General features: G+C 46.2%; 18 protein-coding genes. 8 read left to right on the forward strand and 10 right to left on the reverse strand.

All coding sequences use genetic code 11. From position 1 onward, the window contains the following. Window positions 1-97: 97 nt before the first annotated feature. The 8 genes from N5E87_RS23370 to N5E87_RS23405 all read left to right on the forward strand — a co-directional run bounded on the left by N5E87_RS23370 (window position 98) and on the right by N5E87_RS23405 (window position 14238). On the forward strand, window positions 98-1123 hold the full coding sequence (locus N5E87_RS23370) for a nucleotidyltransferase (protein ID WP_279774546.1): 1026 nt from the start codon (window positions 98-100) through the stop codon (window positions 1121-1123). After that, window positions 1123-2850, forward strand: coding sequence for a ThiF family adenylyltransferase (locus N5E87_RS23375; RefSeq protein ID WP_279776102.1), 1728 nt, complete (start codon window positions 1123-1125; stop codon window positions 2848-2850). The genes N5E87_RS23370 and N5E87_RS23375 overlap by 1 nt, the downstream gene beginning before the upstream one ends. Further along, window positions 2837-3322 (forward strand): Mov34/MPN/PAD-1 family protein, encoded by a 486-nt coding sequence (locus N5E87_RS23380; protein WP_279774550.1) that lies wholly within the window; start codon window positions 2837-2839, stop codon window positions 3320-3322. Before N5E87_RS23375 ends, N5E87_RS23380 begins: the two co-directional genes overlap by 14 nt. Continuing rightward, window positions 3315-4904 carry an SAVED domain-containing protein gene (locus N5E87_RS23385; RefSeq protein ID WP_279776103.1) on the forward strand — a complete coding sequence of 530 codons (1590 nt, stop codon included), beginning with the start codon at window positions 3315-3317 and terminating at the stop codon, window positions 4902-4904. Before N5E87_RS23380 ends, N5E87_RS23385 begins: the two co-directional genes overlap by 8 nt. Window positions 4905-5267: 363 nt before the next feature. Continuing rightward, complete coding sequence (locus N5E87_RS23390) at window positions 5268-5864, forward strand: tyrosine-type recombinase/integrase (protein ID WP_279776104.1); 597 nt, start codon at window positions 5268-5270, stop codon at window positions 5862-5864. 197 nt (window positions 5865-6061) lie between these two features. Next, the gene (locus N5E87_RS23395) at window positions 6062-12724 is read left to right on the forward strand and encodes an FG-GAP-like repeat-containing protein (RefSeq protein ID WP_279776105.1); all 6663 of its coding nucleotides are present in this window, start codon (window positions 6062-6064) and stop codon (window positions 12722-12724) included. A gap of 3 nt (window positions 12725-12727) precedes the next feature. Beyond that, on the forward strand, window positions 12728-13084 hold the full coding sequence (locus N5E87_RS23400; protein ID WP_279776106.1) for an immunity 8 family protein: 357 nt from the start codon (window positions 12728-12730) through the stop codon (window positions 13082-13084). Between the two features lie 113 nt (window positions 13085-13197). Then, the gene (locus N5E87_RS23405) at window positions 13198-14238 is read left to right on the forward strand and encodes an IS481-like element ISSod13 family transposase (RefSeq protein ID WP_279776107.1); all 1041 of its coding nucleotides are present in this window, start codon (window positions 13198-13200) and stop codon (window positions 14236-14238) included. Window positions 14239-14696: 458 nt separating this feature from the next. On the opposite strand, the gene N5E87_RS23410 is transcribed toward N5E87_RS23405, so the two are convergent. The 10 genes from N5E87_RS23410 to N5E87_RS23455 all read right to left on the reverse strand — a co-directional run bounded on the left by N5E87_RS23410 (window position 14697) and on the right by N5E87_RS23455 (window position 22091). Further along, window positions 14697-15587: an IS982 family transposase gene (locus N5E87_RS23410; RefSeq protein ID WP_279776108.1), complete on the reverse strand. Its 891-nt coding sequence runs from the start codon at window positions 15585-15587 to the stop codon at window positions 14697-14699. A 301-nt stretch (window positions 15588-15888) separates the two neighbouring features. Then, window positions 15889-16500: a mobile mystery protein B gene (locus N5E87_RS23415; protein WP_011711581.1), complete on the reverse strand. Its 612-nt coding sequence runs from the start codon at window positions 16498-16500 to the stop codon at window positions 15889-15891. After that, window positions 16497-16985: a mobile mystery protein A gene (locus tag N5E87_RS23420; protein WP_011711582.1), complete on the reverse strand. Its 489-nt coding sequence runs from the start codon at window positions 16983-16985 to the stop codon at window positions 16497-16499. The genes N5E87_RS23415 and N5E87_RS23420 overlap by 4 nt, the downstream gene beginning before the upstream one ends. Window positions 16986-17392: 407 nt before the next feature. Next, the gene (locus tag N5E87_RS23425; protein ID WP_037426904.1) at window positions 17393-17662 is read right to left on the reverse strand and encodes a hypothetical protein; all 270 of its coding nucleotides are present in this window, start codon (window positions 17660-17662) and stop codon (window positions 17393-17395) included. Window positions 17663-17681: 19 nt separating this feature from the next. Then, entirely contained in the window at window positions 17682-17984 is a 303-nt protein-coding gene (locus N5E87_RS23430; RefSeq protein WP_011711591.1) for a hypothetical protein, read from the reverse strand. Window positions 17985-17993: 9 nt separating this feature from the next. Beyond that, window positions 17994-18257, reverse strand: coding sequence for a hypothetical protein (locus N5E87_RS23435; RefSeq protein WP_037426906.1), 264 nt, complete (start codon window positions 18255-18257; stop codon window positions 17994-17996). A 6-nt stretch (window positions 18258-18263) separates the two neighbouring features. Then, window positions 18264-18806: a hypothetical protein gene (locus N5E87_RS23440; RefSeq protein ID WP_011711593.1), complete on the reverse strand. Its 543-nt coding sequence runs from the start codon at window positions 18804-18806 to the stop codon at window positions 18264-18266. Between the two features lie 3 nt (window positions 18807-18809). Next, the gene (locus N5E87_RS23445) at window positions 18810-20168 is read right to left on the reverse strand and encodes a TraB/VirB10 family protein (protein WP_011711594.1); all 1359 of its coding nucleotides are present in this window, start codon (window positions 20166-20168) and stop codon (window positions 18810-18812) included. A 1-nt stretch (window position 20169) separates the two neighbouring features. Further along, the gene (locus N5E87_RS23450; RefSeq protein WP_041413324.1) at window positions 20170-21429 is read right to left on the reverse strand and encodes a type-F conjugative transfer system secretin TraK; all 1260 of its coding nucleotides are present in this window, start codon (window positions 21427-21429) and stop codon (window positions 20170-20172) included. Between the two features lie 5 nt (window positions 21430-21434). Beyond that, complete coding sequence (locus tag N5E87_RS23455; RefSeq protein WP_011711596.1) at window positions 21435-22091, reverse strand: TraE/TraK family type IV conjugative transfer system protein; 657 nt, start codon at window positions 22089-22091, stop codon at window positions 21435-21437. Between the last annotated feature and the right edge of the window lie 112 nt (window positions 22092-22203).

Below are 22203 nucleotides of genomic sequence, written 5' to 3' on the forward strand. Positions count from 1 at the left end.
TAACTTGTAAAGCTAATTCAGATGCTATATGTTGTGTTGTGGTGCTTGAACAACCACCGCATATAGTGTTATCACATTGGGAAGACCGAGGAGACCTATGAGTATTCAAGCAAAATTTCTTAAGTTTCACGATAAGATTAAGATAAGCCGTGAAGATAAAGAGTACAAAGATGCTCGTGAAAAGGATGACAGCATCTTAAGTGCTATAAAAATTGCTTTAAAGGACGAAGGCTACCCAGTAATAGAAGACTTTCTTCAAGGATCTATGTCAACAAGTACTGGGGTCAAGAATCCGCGTGAAGATTTCGACATTGATAGAGCTATAGTGATTTCTTTTGATGGTTCACCAGATGACCCTATCAAAGTTAAAAAAATCGTTCTGAAGGTCCTAGAGGACCGAGGCTTCAAAAACGCCAAGATTAAAAAGCCATGTGTAACCGCCGACTACGCTAGTAAAAATCTACATATCGACATCCCGGTTTATCGGGAGCAAAACGGTGAGTATGAATTAGCTGTAGGCAAAAAGAACTCTAGCGAAGGCAATAAGGAATGGTCTGACTCGGATCCTAAAGGGCTAAAGGACTGGATAAATAACTCTTCAGCTTACCTTGGTTCAGCGAGTAAAAAGATTGAGCAATATAAGCGAATTGTTAGGTACCTAAAGCGCTGGAGAGATCACAAATTTAGTACAGATGTTGCTAAGAAAGTGTTTTCCATCGGCTTAACCGTGATGGCAAAAGAGCAATTCTCGCCAAGCTTTGATGATAGTGATAAAGCTAACGATTTAGTTGCACTACGAAACACTGTAAATGCCATGTTGAGTGGTGGTTATTTTAGTTATCAAGGTGACGAACTTTATAAGGTAATGGTTTACTTACCCAAATCACCATATAGAGATATCTTTGATGGTAGCAGTCTAAATACCGGCACTCAGTTCTATAACAAGCTGAAGTCGTTAAGAGATAAGTTAGATAAAGCTATTAATGAAACAGATTTGGTGGAGCAGTGCAAGATACTGAACCAAGTGTTTGGCGATGATTTTGAAGTACCTAGTAGTTCATCCAGTGTTAAAAAGGCTGCATACGCCACAGCCGGAGCCTCAGGTACATCGCAGGGGGCTTAATGATAGCATCTGAGGAAATTGTTGAGCATTTAATCAGCAGAGGCTTTGATTGCAAAGCACAGGACTTTAACGGGGCTGGTGCTATTACAGTCAGCCTTGAAATTGAAAAGAAAAAAATAGAACTGATACACTTTCTAACATCTGAGATCACTGGTTTACCTGTTTTTTTTCTTATGAATCCGCGCGATGTTGGTCATTTAGCGCATGTCCTGAGTTTCAAAGCTGCTGATGTTGAGTATGGCAGTATCTGTGTTAATGATAAGGATTCTGTTTCAGTAAACTTCAATATGCCATTGCTGGCGATTGAGGAGTCTCTTAATCGCCACATAGGTATTTTGAATAGAGCGGTTACTGATCCTGATTGGAACCGGAAAGAGCTATTACGAGAGTTTAAATCTTGCTGGTTAAATGTTTGTGATTTTGATGAAAGACCCGTACTTTTTACTAATGATGGCGGGGCTCTGGAAGAGATAAATGTTTATAGGCCTGTAAAAAATTTTAAGTTTGGCGTTAGGTCCTACTATTTGGCGCAATCTCAAAATAGTGATCTAGCAGCAGCGGCGAAAGTTTACTGGCAGGATAGCTCTGGAAGAAATCTTGCTGGTAAAGCTGTAGTTTTGCCTCTAACTGAAATTGAGCCAGCACCGTTAGAAAAAGAACAGCTTACAACTTGGTATTTAGCTGTCTTGTTGAAGCAAGAACCTGATCTTCTGAAAAAATTGCGTGAGAATTATGGGAGATGGAAGACTCAAGAGTACTGGATTGTTTTCAATGCTCAAGTACCATCAGGAACGGTCTGGTTTTGCTTATATTTCAAAAGCAAAAAAGGTAAACAGCAATCTTTGCCGTTAACTGAAGCTCAGCTAAAACACTGGAAGGTTAAGGCTGTTCCTATAAGGCTTTTTAATAAAGAAGCTGTGCTGCCAAGAGGTGGTGCAAATTTAGATCTAGCGACAAGCAAGGTTGCCTTGATTGGTGCTGGGTCTGTAGGGAGCGAGATAGCACACAAGCTTTCTGCTGCCGGAGTTCAAAACTTAGATATTTATGACCATGATATTTATCAGATAGATAACTTATACAGGCATATCTTACCTGAGGAGTATTTGAATCTAGAGAAATCTTACGGCCTCAGTTACCACTTAGCTCGCCAGTTCTTATGGTCCAAAGCTGTTCCCTCGAAAAAGAAACTACTGGAACTCAGAAACTCTCAGTTAATTAGCTCTTATGATTTGGTTGTTATAGCCATTGGTAGCCCGACTCATGAGCGACTTTTTAAAGAGTATCTTTTGGAAAAAGGCATAAAAGTTCCGGTCATTAACACTTGGCTTGAAGGTTTTGGCGTAGGTGGTCATGCTGTACTAGATATTCCGGATAGTAAGGGTTGCTTACTTTGCGCCTATGTTTGTCCTGATACGTTGACCAGAGGGCTTAACTCTAACCTTAACTTCATCGAGCCAAACCAAGACGTCACTATTAATATGTCAGGCTGTGGTGAGCAGTTTATTTCCTATAGCGCTATTTGCTCTGCGCAAACGGCTTTAATTGCGAGCGATTTGGCTATCAAATACCTAGAAGGGAAAATTACTGCCAGTTCAAAAGTTTGCTGGAAAGGCAGTGAACATGAAGCAGTGGCTCATGGAGTATCGCTGACTAATCGGTTCTATCAATTTAGTGACTCTTTGCAGATTAAGCCTTTGATTCATGAGGATTGTGATGTCTGTAACTGATGAAGATATCTTGTTTTCCAGTTCAAGCGTTGAACTACGAGTTAACAAGCAAGTCTATGAATGTTGGTTGACACACCGTCAAATCAAACGGAAGGATACGGAACAGTTTGGGGCGTTGATTGGTTCACGAGCTGAAGGTGAATGCAAGATTTGGATCGACAGGTGTACAACACCAAAGAAAAAAGATATTAGCCAGCGAGCAAGGTTTGTAATGAGAGACCCATCTCATCAACAGGCAATAGACAAAGCATTTGAACAATCAAATGGTGAGCTGGGTTATATTGGAACTTGGCATACGCACCCACAATGTGTACCAGTACCCTCAATTATTGATTTGAATGACTGGGCTCAATGTACGTTGCGGAACCCTGACAGGCAACTTGTGTTTGCAATAGTGGGGATTGAGCAAGTAAATGTTTACATTAGCATTAACGGTAATTTAGAAATAGCAAAGAGGAACATTGATGGGTAATAAGGCTGATCAATTTTGTAATCAGGCGGCAAGCTCACCATTAGATTCGATGGATTCTTTCGATCAATACTTCGACAATCTTCGAAACTTGGTCAGTTGGAACCGTGTAGGGATTTTAACTGACGAAGATGATAGGAATACCATCATTTTGCTAATGTTGAACGAAGAATTAAGTGCCACAATGCGCCTTTGCCTAGAGCCAAATGTGATTAAGACTTGTATAAATACCTTATCTGCTGAATCTGAAACAGTTACATACAGATGTCTTCAAGGTTATGCAATAACGCGCGATGATTTAACTCATTTACATAGTATAGCGAGTATCTGGGGGAAAGCGGAGGCACAGAGCGCTGAGCTAACGTTAGATGAGTTAGAATCGTTGTTCATTCGTTTTGAAGGAAAAAGGAAAAAAACAGGCCGTGGTCCAGACTTTACAAAAGACACCAAAGAGACAGTTTGGCGGGATAGTTTTGGCCGTTGCATGTTTACGGGGTGCGGTGAAAAGCTTGATTACGATGAGGTTTCAGGTACGTCAGGTAACTATGCATACTTAGCTCACAATGTTGCTTCGTCTGAAAAAGGCGCAAGAGGGATTACCGAGTTATCAGAAAAATTGTCAAATGATCCGAACAATGTGTTGCTCTTATGTGATAAACATCATCGGTTAATTGATAAGGTTGCCGCTACTGACTATCCTGCATCGACACTGTCTGCGATGAGGAAGGAATTCGGTCTTATTGCAAATAGTTTATTAGATGGCTTGAAATACCAACCAATCCCTGTTTACGCTGTATTGTGGCCTGTAAATTCTCAAACAGTTTCTCCCCCTTCATACCTGCAAGTTGCCAACAGTCTTTCTAGAATTAAAAGAAGGATGCACCAGCAGATCAACATATTAAGTCATAATGAAGAGCTTTTAGTTGAATCACCAAACGTATTTTGGGCTCTCATGCCGAATATTATTCAGGCTTCCGCCGATAAGATTATCCAACAAACCAAAGAGTTTGGATTTAATGCTGCGTTGTTTGGTTTTGGACCAACTTCAGCGCTTATTGGTTTGGGCGCAAAAATTGGGAACAAGAATGCGGTTACTCCGATGCTTAGATTTAGAGAATCTGGCAATTGGTCATGGCCTGCAATAGATCCTGTCGGTGAGTTTTATGACGTGGTTGGATTTGATGAACTAGAAAAAGGAACTGATTTTGTAATTAATATTGCCTTGACGGCTGAACCAGAAAGCTTAGTTCAAGCTTCTAAATCAGTTTGTTCGAAGACTGGTGCCCAAATGATTACAATTCGAGCGAAGGAACAGTTTATGGGCAATGGCGCAATATCGCATCCAGATGACGGAAAGGCTTTTACTTCTCTTCTTCAGTCAATGTTTCATGCCCTCAAATCAGAGTATGGCGCACAAACTATCCATTTGTTCCCTTGTGCATCAAACGCTGCATCAGTGTTTATTGGGCAAGCATATGATGTACATCACCCTAAGGTGATTGTTTATGATTTTGACAGTGGAACGATGGTGCCAAGAATATGTTTAGAAAGTGATAACCACAAGTGTTCCATATCATCAATTTAATACTGTTGCTGAACCTGTCCACTTCAGTAGCAAGATCGCAGCGGCCCCCTGTGTCATGATAGTTGTCCAGATCTTAAAGTGATCTGTACCAATTAGACAGAACACTTTACGACACGATTTTATGATACTAAAAATTATCCATATTTCTCTAATTTAAGTGATTGCTCTAAGAAGGTTTTGTCCCTCTTTGAGTCAGCGAGTTCTTCGCTGACTCAGTTATGCCCCAAAGCAATTCAGCACTCCATTTTTAGACACCGCTTTAATTTCATTTATGCATGAGATTTTATAATCCATATGTGTCCAATTAAGCGCACCGTTTCCTAAAATTTAAGTGTCTATTCATCACAACCTGAGGAGGTTTGTATGGACGCTTGGCATAAAGGTCATCCCATGGGACAAAAACGACCTTTTAAATTGGAAGAGATTTGGCGCATTCGCACTCGTTTGGAGTTAGAGCATAATATTGCTGAGTTAGCGTTACTTAATCTGGCGATTGATTCAAAATTACGCGCTTGTGACTTACTGCATTTGAAGGTTCAAGACATTACCTCAGCAGGCATCATTAATCCGCGAGTGCGTTTAACGCAACGTAAAACTCACCGTGAAGTGCAGTTTGAAATTACGCCACCAACCCAACATTGTTTGACTTCTTGGTTACTTGAAAAGCGGCTCGTCGCAGAAGACTACTTATTTCCGAGCCCAAGGTGTGCTCATCAGCCGATAAGTTACAGCTATTACCGCGCGATAGTCAAAAACTGGGCGCGTCAGTTAGGCCAAAATAGTGAATTGTACGGCACGCATTCACTGCGCCGAACCAAAGCCACGCTGATTTACCGTAGAACAAAAGATATTCGAGCTATTCAAATATTACTTGGCCATGTCAAGTTAGATAACACCGTCCGCTATTTAGGTGTTGAGATTGAAGATGCACTGCGCATATCGGAATCCATTGAGGTATAAATGGATAAAGGCAGTGGCCATATTCAGCACCATTGCCTTGGTTTTCAAAAAACATCCCCAATTTACCGAAGTCAGCCCCATTGCAATTTTGATTCGCAAACACTTAAGTTAGTTGTTTACTTTCAATGTGTTGCAATCATGTATTCATTTTTGTATTTTGATTTAACAAAAAAGGAAACTTAATCCAAAGGAATGCCATGTTGCCACAGCGACGTAAATCAGTTTTTACTATTTTTATAGCCTTATTCGCAGTTAGCTTACCTGCGCTTGGCAGTGATTGGAATAACCTATCGCGGGTGACGGTTGCGGATGCAGGCGGTAGTGATATCGAGCCCGCTGAAGTTGTTGATTTAAGTGCGGCTGCGGTTAAGGGGCAAGCGAGTGTCTCCGGTGGCGCAGCTGTTTTTTCTGTGCCTATCGACATTCCGCCGGGTCGCAATGGCATGCAGCCAGCGGTTAGTCTTGATTATTCATCACGCTCAGGACAGGGTATCGCGGGAGTGGGCTGGTCAGTGACGGCGGGCTCTGCGCTGCACCGTTGTGATACCACGGTTGCCCAAGAGGGGCTGAGTCGTGCGGTTATCATGAGTGCCAGCGACCGCTTGTGTCTCGATGGGCAAAAGTTAATGGCTGTCAGTGGCCAATATGGCACATCAGGCGCGCAATATCGTACCGAGTTAGATCAATTCGCCAGAGTCACCCAATACGGCGCGTTAACCAGTGCGACCACCTACTTTGTCGTCGAGCGTAAAGACAATATCGTGGCAACTTATGGCGGGACAACCGACAGTCGGCATATTGCCCTAGGGCACACGTTACCGATGACGTGGGCCATCAACAAACAACAAGACCGTGCGGGCAACACCATGACCTATGCGTATCTCAATGCAGGCAGTGGTGAGTATGCGCTCAGCGCGATTGATTACACCGGGCACCAGTCAAGTGTCGGCAATCGCAAAGTGGCATTTCAGTATGAAACGCGGCCAGACCAAGCTCGCCATTATCTTGCCGGTGGACTTATCCGCTCCACCTTACGCCTTAAGGCGATTGAATCACAGTTGGATAGTGTCACACTCCGCCGATATGAATTGGCATATGACACGAGTTCACACACTCAGCGCTCGTTGCTGCAATCAATAAAAGAGTGTTACCAAGGTCAGTGTAAAGCCGCAACGGATTTACGGAGCTACGCCCCGCTGTTAGCGTGGGATAGCCGGGATTCCAGCAGTAGTGCCCATCGCGTTATCAATCCTGTCGCGGGTAATGGTCGCCACGACCAGACGCGTCAGATGGATTTAAACGGTGATGGTATTCAAGAGCTCGTTCACCTGAGTGCGCAATACGATGGGACAGATAAATTAATCAGCTATTTGGTGAAGATTTACCAACGACAAGCCAGTGGCGATTACACGCTTGCCTATGACGCCTCGGCACAATCAAGCGATATTGCTAACGGTATCTTTTATTACCCACAAGGGGACCTGAATGGTGATGGCATTAGTGATTTTTTCATCGTCAATCGCACAAGTGGACAAGTAAGCCTGTTCCAATTTAACCAGGACTTAGTCCCACAACCCCTCATTCCCACGAATGTCATCCTGCCGAGCGACTTTTGGACTAACCCCTCTGGCGTAGGGGCCACGCTACAGATTTTAGATTTGAATGGCGATGGTCATCAAGATTTTGCCTATATCGGGGCTGACCACAAGGTTTATTACTACCAACACCAAGGCGGAGTGACACCGAGTTTTTCAGGCCCTCACTTACTCACAACGCGCAGCAAGACAACCTATGATGGCAAGAGCTATCTTGAGCAGATACGCTATATGGATATGGACGGTGATGGTGTGATGGATGTGGTCAAGACCTTGCGTCTTGCTAACGCATCCGAGCAAATCAGTGTCCAGTTTGGCAGTATTTCATCCAGCGGCTTGTTAACCCTTGGGACCGCGGTATCCAGTGCAACGCTAGGACTACCCACCAATCATGTTAACAATGAGTATGTGTTTGCTGATATCAATGGTGATGGTTTATCTGATTATATTCGCGCACTACAAGTGGGCAGCAGCTTCAGTTGGCAGGTACGGGAAAATCGCGGTAATCGCACCTTTTCTCCAGAACGCAGCTTAGGAACAGGGACGGGTATTCATGCCTACCAAGCCTACCAAAATGGCACCACACGAATACAATCACGCTGGGGCGGGCTGCGCGTTGCCGATATTGACAGTGACGGCGTGGACGAACTGCTGGTTGCCACGCACAGTCAAGACAATGTGTGCGTGAGCTTTTCAGGTAATCCTAGCAATAGTGGCTCGCAAGAGCCCTATGATGTCACGGTTTGCAACGATGATTTGCACCGCGGTGAAGTCAACTTGAGTAGCCATCCATGGCTTGAAATTGACATTGACTGGTCTCGCTATGACGCTCGGCGCTTTCATTGGACAGTACTCGATTTTAAAGACAGTAGTGTAGGAGCCACTATCGGTCGCGAAATACCCAATGTGGTTTATGCGCCCATTCAGTCGTTATTTATTCGAAACGGTGACCGTTCACTCGGCTTGATGATTAACGATATTGATAACAATGGCTTTGCTGATTTCAGTTATCAAATGATGACCAGCTACAACCAAACTGCAGGTAAAGGCCAGTACATCAATGTCGCTGGCCAACCTTACTATTATGCGAATTTGTCAATGTACTTTGCGAGCGGTTCGCCAGCCTATGTCGGTGGGTATTTTGAGCAACACAATCAGGCGGGCGAAGGGACTGACCACGGCAAGTTAGTTGATACTGTGTATGAAGTCCAAGATGGTCTCGGTAAAACCTATCAGTGGGATTACGCCCCCTTGTCGCGGGTGCTCACGGGGCGCATTGAGAGTACGCCGTTTTATCAAGTCCCCTCAGAGCGGTATATTGATAACGACCCAAGCAGAACACATTTTTACTTTACGTCATCGATGTATGTGGTGAGTGACAGCTTTAGTGATAACGGGCGCGGAGGCACGCAGCAGACGCAATACCACTATAGAGAGGCCATCTATAATCGCGCTGGCAGAGGCTTTCAAGGGTTTCGAGCCATCATTGCCGATGATGTTGACCGCGGCCTGCGCAACATTCACGAATACCATCAATTATTTCCGTTAACCGGAAAACTGCAAGAGTCTCGAGTGTGCCTCAGTAGTGAATCAGAATATGCTTGTAAGCAGACCCCGTTGGTCCGCGAGCAGATTGACTATGACGCGCTAGCGACCACCCCGTCAGGGACGCAGTGGGTTTACCCCGTGTCCGTTGTTAAACAGCAGTGGGATTTACAGGGGACACCCTTGTCCAAGACAGAAACCCAAGTCAATTCTAGTGATGTGGACGCATGGGGCAATATTAGCAAGCAAACTCAAACCGTTACTGATTACATTAAAGGGCAAGCCAACACTTACAGCAGTATGACTGAAACCAGCTTTGCTGTTGATCCTAATAACTGGTGGCTGAATAAGTTCAACTGGACACGCACGACCCACAATACCGCGCAGCGTAACTGGGGAGATGACCCGGTAGGCGCGACGGATAAGGCGCAGTGGCAATTGCAAACGGTCAATACCTGGGATAGTGTGCATCGCCTCCCCATCAAGATGACCTATACCGCCAGTAATAGCAGTTGCAATCGCGTCGAAGAAACCGGATTAAACAGTTACGGTCTGCCACTGTGGACCAAAACCACAGGACAAAGCAGTACGTGTATTGCCATGGCGGCAAGGCAAACCAGCTTTACCTACACGAAAGACGGTACAACTCAGGCTGACGATGGTTATCTGCCTTACAAGGTCACCAATGCCAAGGGCCATATCACCACCACCGAATACGATATGGGGCTAGGACTCCCCGCCAAAGTGATAGCGCCCAACAATATCATCATTCAAACCGAGTACGATGGTATTGGTCGTCCGGTGCAGGTCAAACAGACGGGCAGCCCTACCCGCTATTTGCGCTATTTACTCGCCAGTGAGGGCAATAATCCGCCGCAGGACAACGACAATATTCCTGTGGTGATGACCCGCACCAGTGGTGCAGGTATCCCCGAAACGGAGCAATATGTTGACGGCCAAGGTCGATTACTGCGCACTGTAACCCAAGGCTTTGATGGGGGTTATCAGTATCAGGATAAACATTATGATGCGCTTGGACGTTTAACCCGAGAGTCAACGCCCTATGGTAACGGCGCGGCGGCAGACTATACTGAGTTCAGTGATTTTGATGCACTTGATAGACCCAGAAGACGCACCATTCCTAATGGGCGCTCCGGTGGACTAGAGTCCCTATACACCTATAACGGGTTAACCACCGATATCAATGTCGAAGGACGATTGATGTCGCGCACCTATGGCAGTCAAGGCTGGTTATATGAAACCGTGGATGCGCAAAATGGCACCAACCGCTTTGCCTACGATAGCGCCGGTAGGCCGTTAGTTATCCGCGATGCTAACAATAGTGATATCAAAGCGACTTACAACGGTTTTGGTCATAAAACCCAAGTTATCGACCCTAACCAAGGCACCACCAATTTTGGTTACAACAGTGTAGGTGAACTGGATAAGCAAACCGACGCCAATGGCGTGGTACAAACCTACGTACTCGATGTACTGGGGCGCGTTACCAGTAAAACCACCACGGGCGGTAGTGCACCAGGTACTGCCACCTTTGTGTGGGACACGCTCAAACAAGGCTTACTCACTTCTGAAACCGAAAACGGCGTCACTCGCACTTATGCCTACACAACTGCGCAGCAATTGGCGCAAACCACGGTCACCGTTGATGGTGTGAGCCGCACGGTTAAGCATCAATACGATAGCTTCTATGGTCGACCTAAGGCGCTCGAATACCCGAACGGCTTAACGCTCAAATATGCCTATAACGATTATGGTTACCTCGAGCAGACCAGCAATGCTGCTTCTGGCTACCTCTATCGTCAAGTCACAGCCATGGATGAGGCAGGCCATATCACCGGCGCTGAACTTGGTAACCAGGTGATGTCGGAATCTCGCCGCTACTACAGCGAAGGCACCATGGCGAGTGTCGAAGTGGATGGCCCGCTGGGGCGTATTCATGCGCACTACTACGATGGCTACGATGAGTTTATGAATCTCACCAGTGAACGTGATGGGGTGACAGGCCTAACTAAGAGCTACCGTTATGACACGCTTAATCGCCTAACCGAGTATCAGTTTAGCAATACCAATCCGACCTTTAGTGCCACGGTTAACTATGCCTACGATAAGGTCGGGAACTTCCTTAAGAAAACCGACTACAGTGCCAATAGCAGCACTGCCTACCGTTATGGCGGCAGCGCCTGTGGTTACAAGCCAAACGCTGTGTGCCAGCTAGATAAACTCAATGGTACGACGGTGAGTTTTCAATACGATAATCGCGGTAATTTACGTGTGGGTGATGGTCTCACCATGACCTACAATGCCATGGATAAACCGCTGAGCGTCTCAGGCCGTGGTGCCACCACGAGCTTTGTCTATGGCAGCGATAATATGCGCGCCAAGCAAAGCCGCACGGTCGGCAGTAGTGCAACGACAACCACTTATTATGTCGATAAGTACTATGAAGCAGACAGTGATGGCAGTTGGCGTGCCTACTTAGATGATATCGCTGTACTCAGTTATACCTCACAGCGTGGTCATTTGCTGCAATTTACTCTCAAAGACCGCCTCGGCAGTGCCACCACCCTAGCCGATCAAAATGGCAATATCGTTAGTCAACGCTATTTTGACCCCTTTGGTCGCACCACCGATTTAGGTATTAACCATAAGCTGGATATTCAAAATACAAACACGGTACTCTCACAGCTACAGGATTTAGCGGTCACCAATAAGAACCGCCGCGGTTTTACCGACCATGAGCATTTGAATGAGCAGCAGTTAATTCATATGAACGGGCGGATTTACGACTATAACCTCGGTAGATTTATGTCGGTGGACCCGTTCATCCAGAGTCCGACCTCAACCCAGAGTGTGAATCCCTACAGCTACATTATGAACAACCCGCTCGCAGGGACTGACCCAACGGGATACTATGCCGAGTGCCCAGATAAAAACGAAGGATGTCCTAAGCCAGAAGAGGAAAATCCTGAGAAAAAGAGACGAATGGACGGCAGTGGTCGTGGCTCAGGCTGGACGGTTATTTACGATAGAAGCAGTAATGGTTCAAGTCGGCAATCAAGCTCGGCAACAGGTACACAGAAAACCGAGGCAATAGGCTCTCCGAAGCAGAATGCGGGGAAGGGTGGGGGTAGCAATAATACAGGAATAGGTACTGATGATAGCAGCATCTTTGCTAAAAACTGCTATGATTGCCGTTACTTGCATGGAAATGAAGGTGGGGCCTTGGGCGGTGGGGATATTTCAGGCCTGACAACCCAAGAACAATCAGAGGCCGTTGCCGAAGGGTCTGGCGAGGCTCTTATGGCTGCAACAGCCATCGCTCCCATACCATCCCTAGGTAAAATCAAGGCGGTAGAAAAAGCCGTCGAACTCATAGGCAAGGCCCGATTACCTGGAGTTGCAAAGAGTGCAGGGAAGGAAATTGGAATACTGCGTGACGCCGCTAAAGGTAAAGGTAATTTTGGTTTAGGCTCGGGAACGAGGGCTGAAGCAGACAAACTTGGTAAAGCTTGGGTCGGTGATGGCTATAAAGTTGCCAGCGATGGGAAAACGCTGGTCAGCAAGGATGGTTTGAAGCAATACAGGTCACCTAGCTACAAACCAAGACTGGATAAAACTCAAGCTAATTTTGAGCAAAGGTTCCCAGGCCAACAGTCAAATCGTTGGCAATCAAATGGCCATCTGGATATAACGGATTAAACAATGAATGCAGAATTAAAACGGCTTCATAGCCCCGATATTTATGACCTCGAAAATTACCAACCGGAGGACCAAGGAATGTTTGGGTTCCTCCTCCAGGCCATAGTGGGTCCCGAAGGAAAAGACGGTGAGGAATCGTTTGAAATAGAGGTGTGTACACCACGATGGTTAGAGGAAACCTATGGCATTGATAAGGTTGTTATGGGTCGCCATCATCTTATTGTCCGCGAGTATAACTACCAAAGGATTGTTGTTGCTATTAAAGATTTTTTACAGGATTGTTCTGGTGAAAATTGGAACGAAGTTGCAGAGAAAGTATCGCGGTTAGGGAGATGGGAGTTTGAAGATTATACGGAATGAGGTATAGCTGAATTAGTCTCGACTTGATCTGACACATCGCCTTGAAAAGGTGAGAGTTACCAGTTTTGATTGTGGGTGTCGAATCCTTAATCAAAACCAAAGAGGTAACTCTCATGCTCCATAGTAACAATCCAATCATCAAACACAAAACAGGTTTACTCAATCTGGCAGAGGAACTGAGCAACGTCTCCAGAGCCTGCAAAGTCATGGGTGTGTCTCGTGATACGTTTTATCGTTACCGCGAGTTAGTGGACGATGGCGGTGTTGATGCACTGATCGAAAAAAGTCGTAGAAGTCCAAATCTCAAGAACCGTGTCGAAGAAGCTGTTGAACAGGCAGTGATGGAGTATGCGATTGAATTTCCAGCCCATGGCCAACACAGAACCAGCAATGAACTGCGCAAAAAAGGCGTGTTTGTTTCTGGCAGTGGTGTCCGTTCAATCTGGTTGCGACATGATTTAGAGAACTTTAAGAAGCGCCTGAAAGCCTTGGAAGCCAAAGTAGCTCGCGATGGCATTCAACTTACTGATGAACAGATTGCGGCACTTGAGCGCAAAAAACACGACGATGAGGCCTGTGGTGAGATTGAAACCGCGCACCCAGGCTACCTTGGGTCGCAAGACACGTTTTATGTCGGAAACCTCAAGGGCGTTGGTCGTATCTATCAGCAAACCTATGTCGATACGTACTGCAAAGTCGCTCATTGCAAGCTCTATACTACGAAAACACCTATCACTGCAGCGGACTTATTGAACGACAAAGTATTGCCGTTTTACGAGTCACAGCAGTTGCCGGTGCTGCGTATTTTAACTGACAGTGGCACAGAGTATTGCGGCAAGGTCGAGCACCATGATTACCAGCTATATCTGGCGATTAATGATATCGACCACACGAAAACCAAAGCGATGTCGCCGCAAACGAATGGGATCTGCGAGCGGTTTCATAAGACGATCCTGAACGAGTTTTATCAGGTGACCTTCCGCAAAAAGCTGTACCAAACGCTGGAGGAGCTGCAAAAAGATCTGGACGAGTGGCTGTCTTACTACAACAATGAACGCACTCATCAAGGCAAAATGTGCAACGGCAGAACGCCAGTTGAAACATTGATTGATGGGAAACGGGTTTGGGCGGAAAAGAATCTGACTCGAATCTAATCTGACAGACACCAGCATAAAACTGGTAACTGTCAGATCAAGTCTGAGCTAGTACAGGTATAGCCGATTTGGTGGAGGCTGTTCATAATTCGGTGTGCTTCGTTGTTATCAGCTTCCCTAAATCGGCGGGATCTTTCGGGACATAACACTCTGTGCTAATCAGCCCCATTTCCTTGGGGCTTTTTCTTGCTTGCAATTGGGCAATTCGACCAGCAGCCTGGGCAGCTGTCGCCGGTAGAAGCGTTCAGTCTGTAACAGCCGTGTGCGCAATTCGGTGCAGTGCCGCTATCTGGTGGTGCTGGTGCAATTGATCGCTTCTGCTGTCCATGAGTGATCACTTCTACTGTTTTGAACCGCTCAGTCTGCTGCGAGTTTTGACCAAATAAATCATTCTTGCAAAGAAGAGGGATAGCTTGTTCATCAGTTTTGATACTAACTTTAAATAACCTGAGATCGGTTTAACAAGCCATAACTGCAATAGCATTAAACTCCGCGTGAGTGATGTTCAGTTGTGGCTTATTGTCTTTCAATTGATAGGCGATAAGTCCCGCAATCATATTGAGCATAAAACCATGCACGCTGCGGTGTCTAGAGTGCTCTATTTGAGAGATATTTTTTAACTGGTCGTTGATGGTTTCTATGATGAAACGTCTCGACAGCATCGCTCTATCCCACAACGACATTGCCTTCGCTTTCATATTCTTACGCACGTTTGTCACCAGTGTGACGCCTTTTTCCAGTAATTCACTCGATAGCGCTTTACTGATATACCCTTTATCTGCATAGAGTTTATTCATATCACTGTGCACCATCTCTTTCACCGGTTTTGTGTCATGTTCATTCGCTGGTGTCACTTTGGCCGCCACGATTCCACCTTGATGATTCACAATCAAATGCAGCTTAAAGCCATAGAACCACCCCATGGTGCCTTTTCCTCTGCACGCCAGTCCAGCTAAGGTTTTATGGCGATGAATACGTAGGTTATGACACACTTTGATGCTGGTTGAATCAACAAATTCAATGCCAGTGGGAGCACTCTTGAGGCTGGCAAAGTAGCTGCAAAGCGGCACTAAAGCCGCGGGCATCACCTCAAGAAAGCGGGTATAGCTGAGTAAATTAGGAAAAGCAGATTTGTAGAAATGAGCCAGATAGCCGATGTAGAAGTTCTTGAAATCACGGTGGTGGGACATCTGAAAAAGTATGATGATGGTCATCACTTCGCTCATCGTCATACGGCCAGCGCGTTGACGCTTGCGTGTGCCATCGGTTAACAGCGTTTTTTCCCATTCAGGAATGAAAACAGTGCAAAAATCATCGACATCGCAAAACACTTCCACTAATTTATGCATAGGCCCTCCGGTGTGATGGGGTTTCTCTTGGTCGAAAGATCCGATCACTTGGAGGGCTATTAGTTCAAATTTTCTTATCCCGAGTTCAGGTTAAATAATTGCCTTACAAATATTAATCCGAAATCAACGAATTAGAGTAAAAAATCTAACAAGGTTTTGTCCCAAAGTTACTTAGAATTGCCGTTGTGGTGTTGGGGGTTGTTTTGGTGAGCTTGCTCTCTGTACAAAGAAAAGAGGCTGACGTTCCAGCCTGTTTTAACTATCCACACTGTAATTGTATATTTAGCTCTTAACGCTTGGTTTAAGTCACATTCCCTTTCGCCTGAAGATATTGAATTAAAGGCGCATAATCGCCGGCATCAGCTTGGCGTAAGCTCGCAATGTACTCACCCCGCTCTTGGCTTTGTTTATCCAAATCTGTATTGGACCAAACTAAAGGCTTTTGTTTGAGTAGTACCATTCGTATGTAGTCCGTCATCACTCGCGAGTGACGTCCGTTGCCGTTAGGAAAAGGGTGAATTTTAACTAACCTGTGCTGTATCCGAGCCGAGAGTTCTAGGCTGTCATAGTGTTCAAACTCAATCCAGCATTTGATGTCTTCCAGTAAGTTGTATAAATCTGGCCGGATATTCAGCGGATCGACACCAATGTTCAACTCTCGGTGACGGTAGCTGCCGGCCCATTCCCACACATCACCAAGCAAACGTTGATGCAACTCTTCCACAAACGCCATAGAAAGAATGTCATCCATGCTGGTTTTAGGCGTCGTGGATAACCAACTCAACCCTTGTAGTATGTTGGCATTTTCAAGCTCATTAAGCTCTTCGCGAGTCGTGATGTGATCAAATTTCAGCCCGGCAACATCATCGGCATTTAGTTGGGTTGCACCCTCTGGTTCAACAAACAGACTCATTGGTATTTCTCCTGCAAACTGACTTTCCACAAATCTCGGGTGCTGCCCGTTTTAATTTCATTGGCTAATTGAACCAGCGCTTGCTGTTGTTGCTCTGAGGTTAACTGCTGTGCTTCTAAAAACATCGATTGGTGGCTCATGGCCAAACGCTGCTTGGCCAACTCCATAGCGCGCGCTTCTATCATGTCATCAATCGACTGACGCGGAACAATCGCATAAACCAGTTCGGCATCGAGCCCGGTCGCCAGTTGTTTAAGTTGTTTGAGTGTGATGGTTTCATCAGCTTCTTTACGCTCCAATATGGAGACCTGATTACGAGAGAGATTAAGACGTTCACCTAATTGCGCGCCCGACATCCCCAAGGCCTCACGGATACTGCGCACCCAACCATTTTTCGGCGGTTTAGGCACAGATAAACCGAGTAAAGCGCTGATTTTTGCTTTGACTTGCTTGAGTGCAACGGCATAGACACCGGATTTTTTCATAATTTTGTATCTCAAATTAAATACACTACAGTGATAATGGTATCTAATTTCGCATACATTATAAAGATTGTTGTATCTATTTTTTAATACGCGGCAAGGGGGAGTGTATCGATTATAAAATACATTACTTATTTGGCTATCTGTTTACTGGACAATGGTCGTGTCAAATTCATCTTGGAAGTGCAAACGTCTTCGGCAGCGCTAGAATGGGAAGTGAACGGTTTAGGTTGATTTAGAATGGGGATTGTTTCGGGAAAGTACACAATCCAGACTTTTGCTCTGAATGATTTCTGTCCAAACAGCGCCTGAGAGACGCTGGCTTAGGTAGGGACGTAAACGTTTTAGAAATGGCGCGTACTCTGATCGTTGCCATTTAAGTATGAAACTTTAATACTCAGTATGAGGAACTATATTCTACTCACGCAGCTGAGCACTAAATGAATGAAGCTAAGTGACGGCAGAGCCCCACGGCTTTCCGCGTCGTCACGCACTGACATGACGATCTCCACTGGCGCTTTCCAGAAAATGATTTCGCCGTCCTCTTCCTGCATCGCACATGTCGCGCCGGTTGGCCAATCGATGTCAGTTATTAACGCTGATAAAGCCTTGGTTGTCCCGGTGATCCCAGGCATAAACAAAGGCTGGTCAAGTTGAATAAAAGATGTTGCTACGTCCATGATTTCCTTGCTGATAACGTCAAATAGGTGTTGAGCTAACCCGTATTGGGTGATGTTGATAGGATTTAGCCAGTAAGCGGCTAATGCCCTTGGCCAGTTTTATTTCCCCTAAGCCCATAGCCTGCCAATAAAGGCAGTCAAGCGCCCCTAAGCAAAGCGCGATTATATAGATCTCTTGTGACCGCTCAATGGCACGAGTTAACTCTGATTTGCTCTCGCTAAAGTGCCGACGTAAATGAACACGGATGGGACGCTGTTGGCGTAAGCCCATAACATTTTCGTCATCGCCGGTGATTTTTTTGGCTGCTTTCTTACTGGCCATACATCCTGCCTAACTGTGCTTTTGGGTGAGCAGTGACAATATGGTGCGCCTGATTGATTCAGTCTCACCAAATGTCGTTGGAATTGGGCAACGCAGAAGGGACTGCGCTGCCTCGGGGTGTTGCTGGATATTATCTGCGTTAATCTCAAATATGTTGATGGCTAATCGCAGTGAGTGTGGGAGCTCACCCAGATTGTGAGTCTCAATAATCTGGGCTAGCTGGTTTTGTTCACTAGCTGCCAACAACGCTTGAGCGATTTCCATGTCAGCCATAAACAATTAATTCCCTGCCATCTGAAGCAGCTGCTGTGGCGATGGCGGTACTTTGCCTTCGTCTTGGTATTCGCTACGAATTTGCTTAATGCGGAGCAACACCTCTGCTCTTGGGATGTCCATTTTGAACTCTTCAGGAATGCGCAGCGTCATACTGCTATCTATGACGAGGTATCCCATGTCAAAGTAGAGCTGTCCCAGTTCTTGAGCCGCCGAGCTTAAATCCGCTTGGTTAACCGATTCCTTTGACCATTGCTGAAACATCTCACCTAAATCTGCTACTACGATTTTGGATTGAGTATTGGTTTGTTCGGCGCTTACACCCGTGCCAAAGAAGCTCATGCCAAATTTCATCACGCCAAATAGCAGCACTAGGCCTGCCATCACCATGATCATTTTGACGGGGGACAAGCCCTGCGGAGCCGCGGGTGTCGCTGGCGTTGGCTCAGCGACGGATTGTGCAACCTCAGCGGGAGCGGCTTGCTCTGGCTCAGCCAGAGCGCCGATAGTCGGTTCCAATTTTTCAGAATTTACGTTTTCGGTTGTCATTGCTTAACCCTTATATTTGAGACTAACACCGCGTTGAACAATGAGGTCAACACCTTCAATGCCGCCGTGCATTTCCAGATACGGCCTGGCTTCGTCGGCTAACTGCAGGTAGAAGTCAGCAATCTTATCGAATGCGGTACTTGAGCCACCAGCAAGTGAGCTGGTCGCCGTGTTTTTGAAATAGGTGCCGTCATAAACCACATCACCAGACACTCGATTGGTCGCGGCTTGTGTGAGGGTTTGGGCGCCAGTGCCATAGATGCCTGCCCAGAAGGATTGCTTCACCACTTCACCGTAGAGTGTTACTAACTTGGCTGGGATACCGCTATGACCGTCTTGACCTTGCACTGCGGCAATGAACGGCTGTTCAATCGCACGACCTCTCTGGTCGATACAGCTGATACTCTCAGCGCGGATTTCGACACGACGGGTACTGGCACTACCACGGGCCGCGCCAATCACTGTGCAACCCACTAGATCGATAGTGAAACCGTTAGGCATCACCCCAACGTCTACGATTTTTAATAACACTGGAGCTGGGTTTGATTGCGCCGATGAACTGGTAGGTACATGTTGACCCGTAAGCAAGACGGTTGGTATTACTGTGCCAGCTGACAACCATGTCTCAGGCTCTTTTTCAGTTTTCTTGATAGAACCTGTGTTCTCTTGAGAAATCGCTTGTTTTGCTTTGGCTGCGACTTGGTTTTTGGCTGTTGACGCATTACCAACATTTGCTTCATCACCTGTGGCAGCGGCCTTACCTAAACTCACGTCACCACGGTTCATGGTTAAAGTCTTTGACGCTGGCGGGGTCATGGCGACATTCGACTTAAGGCTTGCCATTGGGTCTAGGCTAAACTCGGTACTTGGCAATGAAGGTGCTTGCTGGGCGATATTTTCTGGTCGAGCTCCTTTCGCGCTCACACTGTCTCGAGCTGTTGCGGCATTTTTGCTTTGTTGTTCAACCAGCATTTGCATTTGATGCGCGATGGTCTCGAGGCGTTTTTGTGATTCAAGCTGAGACATTTGCAGGGTATCGACCTGTTGCTGAATTCGCTTTTCACTAGCTTTTTGCTCGGTGTACTGTGCATCAATCGCTTTTTCACGCTCTTGAATTTTCTTTCGCATAGCTATGAGCTGGCCGGAAGTCTGGGTGGACTCCAAGCGCTCGCTCCCCATGGTACTCATAAACATAGGCTTCGCTCTGGCTGGGATTGAGCTGACAGGGGTTTTCGGCGCTGAAGGGAAAATGGCTTCAGCCACAAGATAAGCAGGTATTGCCAATATCACGATTAACGCGATAGTGCGCTGATTCGATGGAAGCGCAAGCCACTTGGTTTTTAAATCCTGTAACGCTTGCATGTTAACCTCCTACACGACTACGACGTGGAACTTTCATTTGGCGCTCGAAGTAGCTGCGGTCACGCAGAATGTACACTTCGGTGCTTTCCCTTGGGCCTAATGTCGCTTTATCTAACACACCAACGGCCATCACATCTTCACGACCTGGCCCCATGCAGGCCTCGTCGCGGAATGAACGTAAGCCATTGACATCGTTTCTGACCTCCATGATGTCAACGACCAATTTGGAGCCAATTAAGCGTTGTTTCACTTCATGGTAAAGGGGGAGCATTTGGCGAATATCGCACGGGTAACGCACTTCCGCCGGAATGGTGTCACCTTCAAGCAGTTCGTAACCTGCCGGAACTTCGGCTTTAGCCACAACTTCCAGTAATGTCATTACATCGTCAACATGGCTGTCAGCGACGGGTTGGTTATTAGTAATACGCTCACGCTCTGCTTGTTTTGCCGATTCCAGCTCCTTAGCTTCGTTCTCGCTGTAGATAGACACGGCTTGCAAAGCTGCATTGCGTTGACTCGCGTTATAGCTAACGGTTAACTCCACGAGCACTGGCGGGACGTTTAATGGCACCAAGTAGAGTGATACTGCGGTCTCTGGTGCGCCATCTTCTTCAACTATCAAGTCAATCGCGCCAGCGTTAACGCCAGGTGTGACGTACACAAAACCTTGCTCACCGTAAACCAGCGCCGCATCACTCGGTACTGACGTGGTTATTTTGGCGTTTTTGAAAGAGGTCGCGATTCGGTTAGTGGTTGACAGCGAAATTGGCAATGTCGTTGTGCCACCGGCTTTCAATGCAATCACTTGATGGCTTTTGTACTGCTTGCGTAAGTAGTCCATTGAGTCATCACGACGGCTAATGACTTCTCCGGCATTGGCAGGGGAGATCGCCGTCGGATTAACAGGGCTCGCGCCGCCGTAAGTGGGGACTTGTTGATGATCTGCTTGTTGCATCGGTTGCTGCGATGGCGGCTGGGTCACTGGCTGTTGATAGAGCACTTGTTCATTGGGCGAAACCGATAATGCAGTTTGGGTACCAATTTCTTTGCTCGTATCGATGGACAGAGGTTGATTCGCATAAGGGCTGTTTAATTCAGCCTGTAGCTTTTCTTCTGCTTGATTGAAATCAGTACCCAAAACAGGTACTCGTTGCGGATTCACCGATTCAGTCGGTAACGAATAAATGTCATCGTCAGCCGCAAAAGCAGGAGCGATCATTAATGAAAGAAGGATTGCAGTTGAAAGGGGTCTTTTATTCATAGGTCTCACCGTGACTCGATTTTAATCACACTGTCTTTATCCAAGGCCGTTGTTGCGTTTTTACCTTGGAGAATTTCACGCTCACGTTGAGCAGGGTTAACAGCAGCTGGATATTGTTGAATATCCAGAATCATGGGATTGCCGTTTCGGATCCCGATTTTTAATTCAAAGGTGTACGCAGTAGTATCAGCTGCGCCTGTTTTTAATGAGATTGTGGTTTGTTCACCCACAACCCATACGTAATCTGTGACAGATGAATAAATCGCGTCAGACGGGACAAACTTCTGACTAACACCCCTAAGCGCCATTTCTTCGATAGCTGCGGCCATCGTCGCTTCCGCTTCATCGGGGTTAAGTTCTAACGGGATCATCTTGGTCACCCTGTCGATGACGAACTTAGCATTCTTGGGGGTGATGTTGCCGATAATGGTTGCAATCATCAGGCCCCATTGGATTTTGAATTCTTGAGTCACGCTATTGCCGTTCATGACAATCGGCTCTTTAAAGTCGTTTGGCATGACAATGACTTCGGTCTGCTTGGTCATCACCATGAACAGCAAAAGTACCACGCTAATGCTTAGTGCCAGATTAGAACGACCTATGTTTTTGTTAGAGATATTGAGATTGTCGTAACTCTCTTTAATCTTCGATTTCCAAAGCATGTTGACCTCTTACTTAATTAATCGACGAATGGCTGGTGACATGAGGGTTTCCGGCCCTTTGGAAATCCACAAACCGTTTACCCATAACAGATGCTTTAATACGCCACGCCCA

This window comes from Shewanella sp. GD03713, from assembly GCF_029843705.1.
Classification (GTDB): domain Bacteria; phylum Pseudomonadota; class Gammaproteobacteria; order Enterobacterales; family Shewanellaceae; genus Shewanella.

What these genes read in the sequence shown, in the direction of transcription:
- N5E87_RS23370 (WP_279774546.1), top strand. Translation starts at nt 98, where the DNA reads ATGAGTATTCAAGCAAAATTTCTTAAGTTTCACGATAAGATTAAGATA.
- N5E87_RS23375 (WP_279776102.1), top strand. Translation starts at nt 1,123, where the DNA reads ATGATAGCATCTGAGGAAATTGTTGAGCATTTAATCAGCAGAGGCTTT.
- N5E87_RS23380 (WP_279774550.1), top strand. Translation starts at nt 2,837, where the DNA reads ATGTCTGTAACTGATGAAGATATCTTGTTTTCCAGTTCAAGCGTTGAA.
- N5E87_RS23385 (WP_279776103.1), top strand. Translation starts at nt 3,315, where the DNA reads ATGGGTAATAAGGCTGATCAATTTTGTAATCAGGCGGCAAGCTCACCA.
- N5E87_RS23390 (WP_279776104.1), top strand. Translation starts at nt 5,268, where the DNA reads ATGGACGCTTGGCATAAAGGTCATCCCATGGGACAAAAACGACCTTTT.
- N5E87_RS23395 (WP_279776105.1), top strand. Translation starts at nt 6,062, where the DNA reads ATGTTGCCACAGCGACGTAAATCAGTTTTTACTATTTTTATAGCCTTA.
- N5E87_RS23400 (WP_279776106.1), top strand. Translation starts at nt 12,728, where the DNA reads ATGAATGCAGAATTAAAACGGCTTCATAGCCCCGATATTTATGACCTC.
- N5E87_RS23405 (WP_279776107.1), top strand. Translation starts at nt 13,198, where the DNA reads ATGCTCCATAGTAACAATCCAATCATCAAACACAAAACAGGTTTACTC.
- N5E87_RS23410 (WP_279776108.1), bottom strand. Translation starts at nt 15,587, where the DNA reads ATGCATAAATTAGTGGAAGTGTTTTGCGATGTCGATGATTTTTGCACT.
- N5E87_RS23415 (WP_011711581.1), bottom strand. Translation starts at nt 16,500, where the DNA reads ATGAGTCTGTTTGTTGAACCAGAGGGTGCAACCCAACTAAATGCCGAT.
- N5E87_RS23420 (WP_011711582.1), bottom strand. Translation starts at nt 16,985, where the DNA reads ATGAAAAAATCCGGTGTCTATGCCGTTGCACTCAAGCAAGTCAAAGCA.
- N5E87_RS23425 (WP_037426904.1), bottom strand. Translation starts at nt 17,662, where the DNA reads ATGGACGTAGCAACATCTTTTATTCAACTTGACCAGCCTTTGTTTATG.
- N5E87_RS23430 (WP_011711591.1), bottom strand. Translation starts at nt 17,984, where the DNA reads ATGGCCAGTAAGAAAGCAGCCAAAAAAATCACCGGCGATGACGAAAAT.
- N5E87_RS23435 (WP_037426906.1), bottom strand. Translation starts at nt 18,257, where the DNA reads ATGGCTGACATGGAAATCGCTCAAGCGTTGTTGGCAGCTAGTGAACAA.
- N5E87_RS23440 (WP_011711593.1), bottom strand. Translation starts at nt 18,806, where the DNA reads ATGACAACCGAAAACGTAAATTCTGAAAAATTGGAACCGACTATCGGC.
- N5E87_RS23445 (WP_011711594.1), bottom strand. Translation starts at nt 20,168, where the DNA reads ATGCAAGCGTTACAGGATTTAAAAACCAAGTGGCTTGCGCTTCCATCG.
- N5E87_RS23450 (WP_041413324.1), bottom strand. Translation starts at nt 21,429, where the DNA reads ATGAATAAAAGACCCCTTTCAACTGCAATCCTTCTTTCATTAATGATC.
- N5E87_RS23455 (WP_011711596.1), bottom strand. Translation starts at nt 22,091, where the DNA reads ATGCTTTGGAAATCGAAGATTAAAGAGAGTTACGACAATCTCAATATC.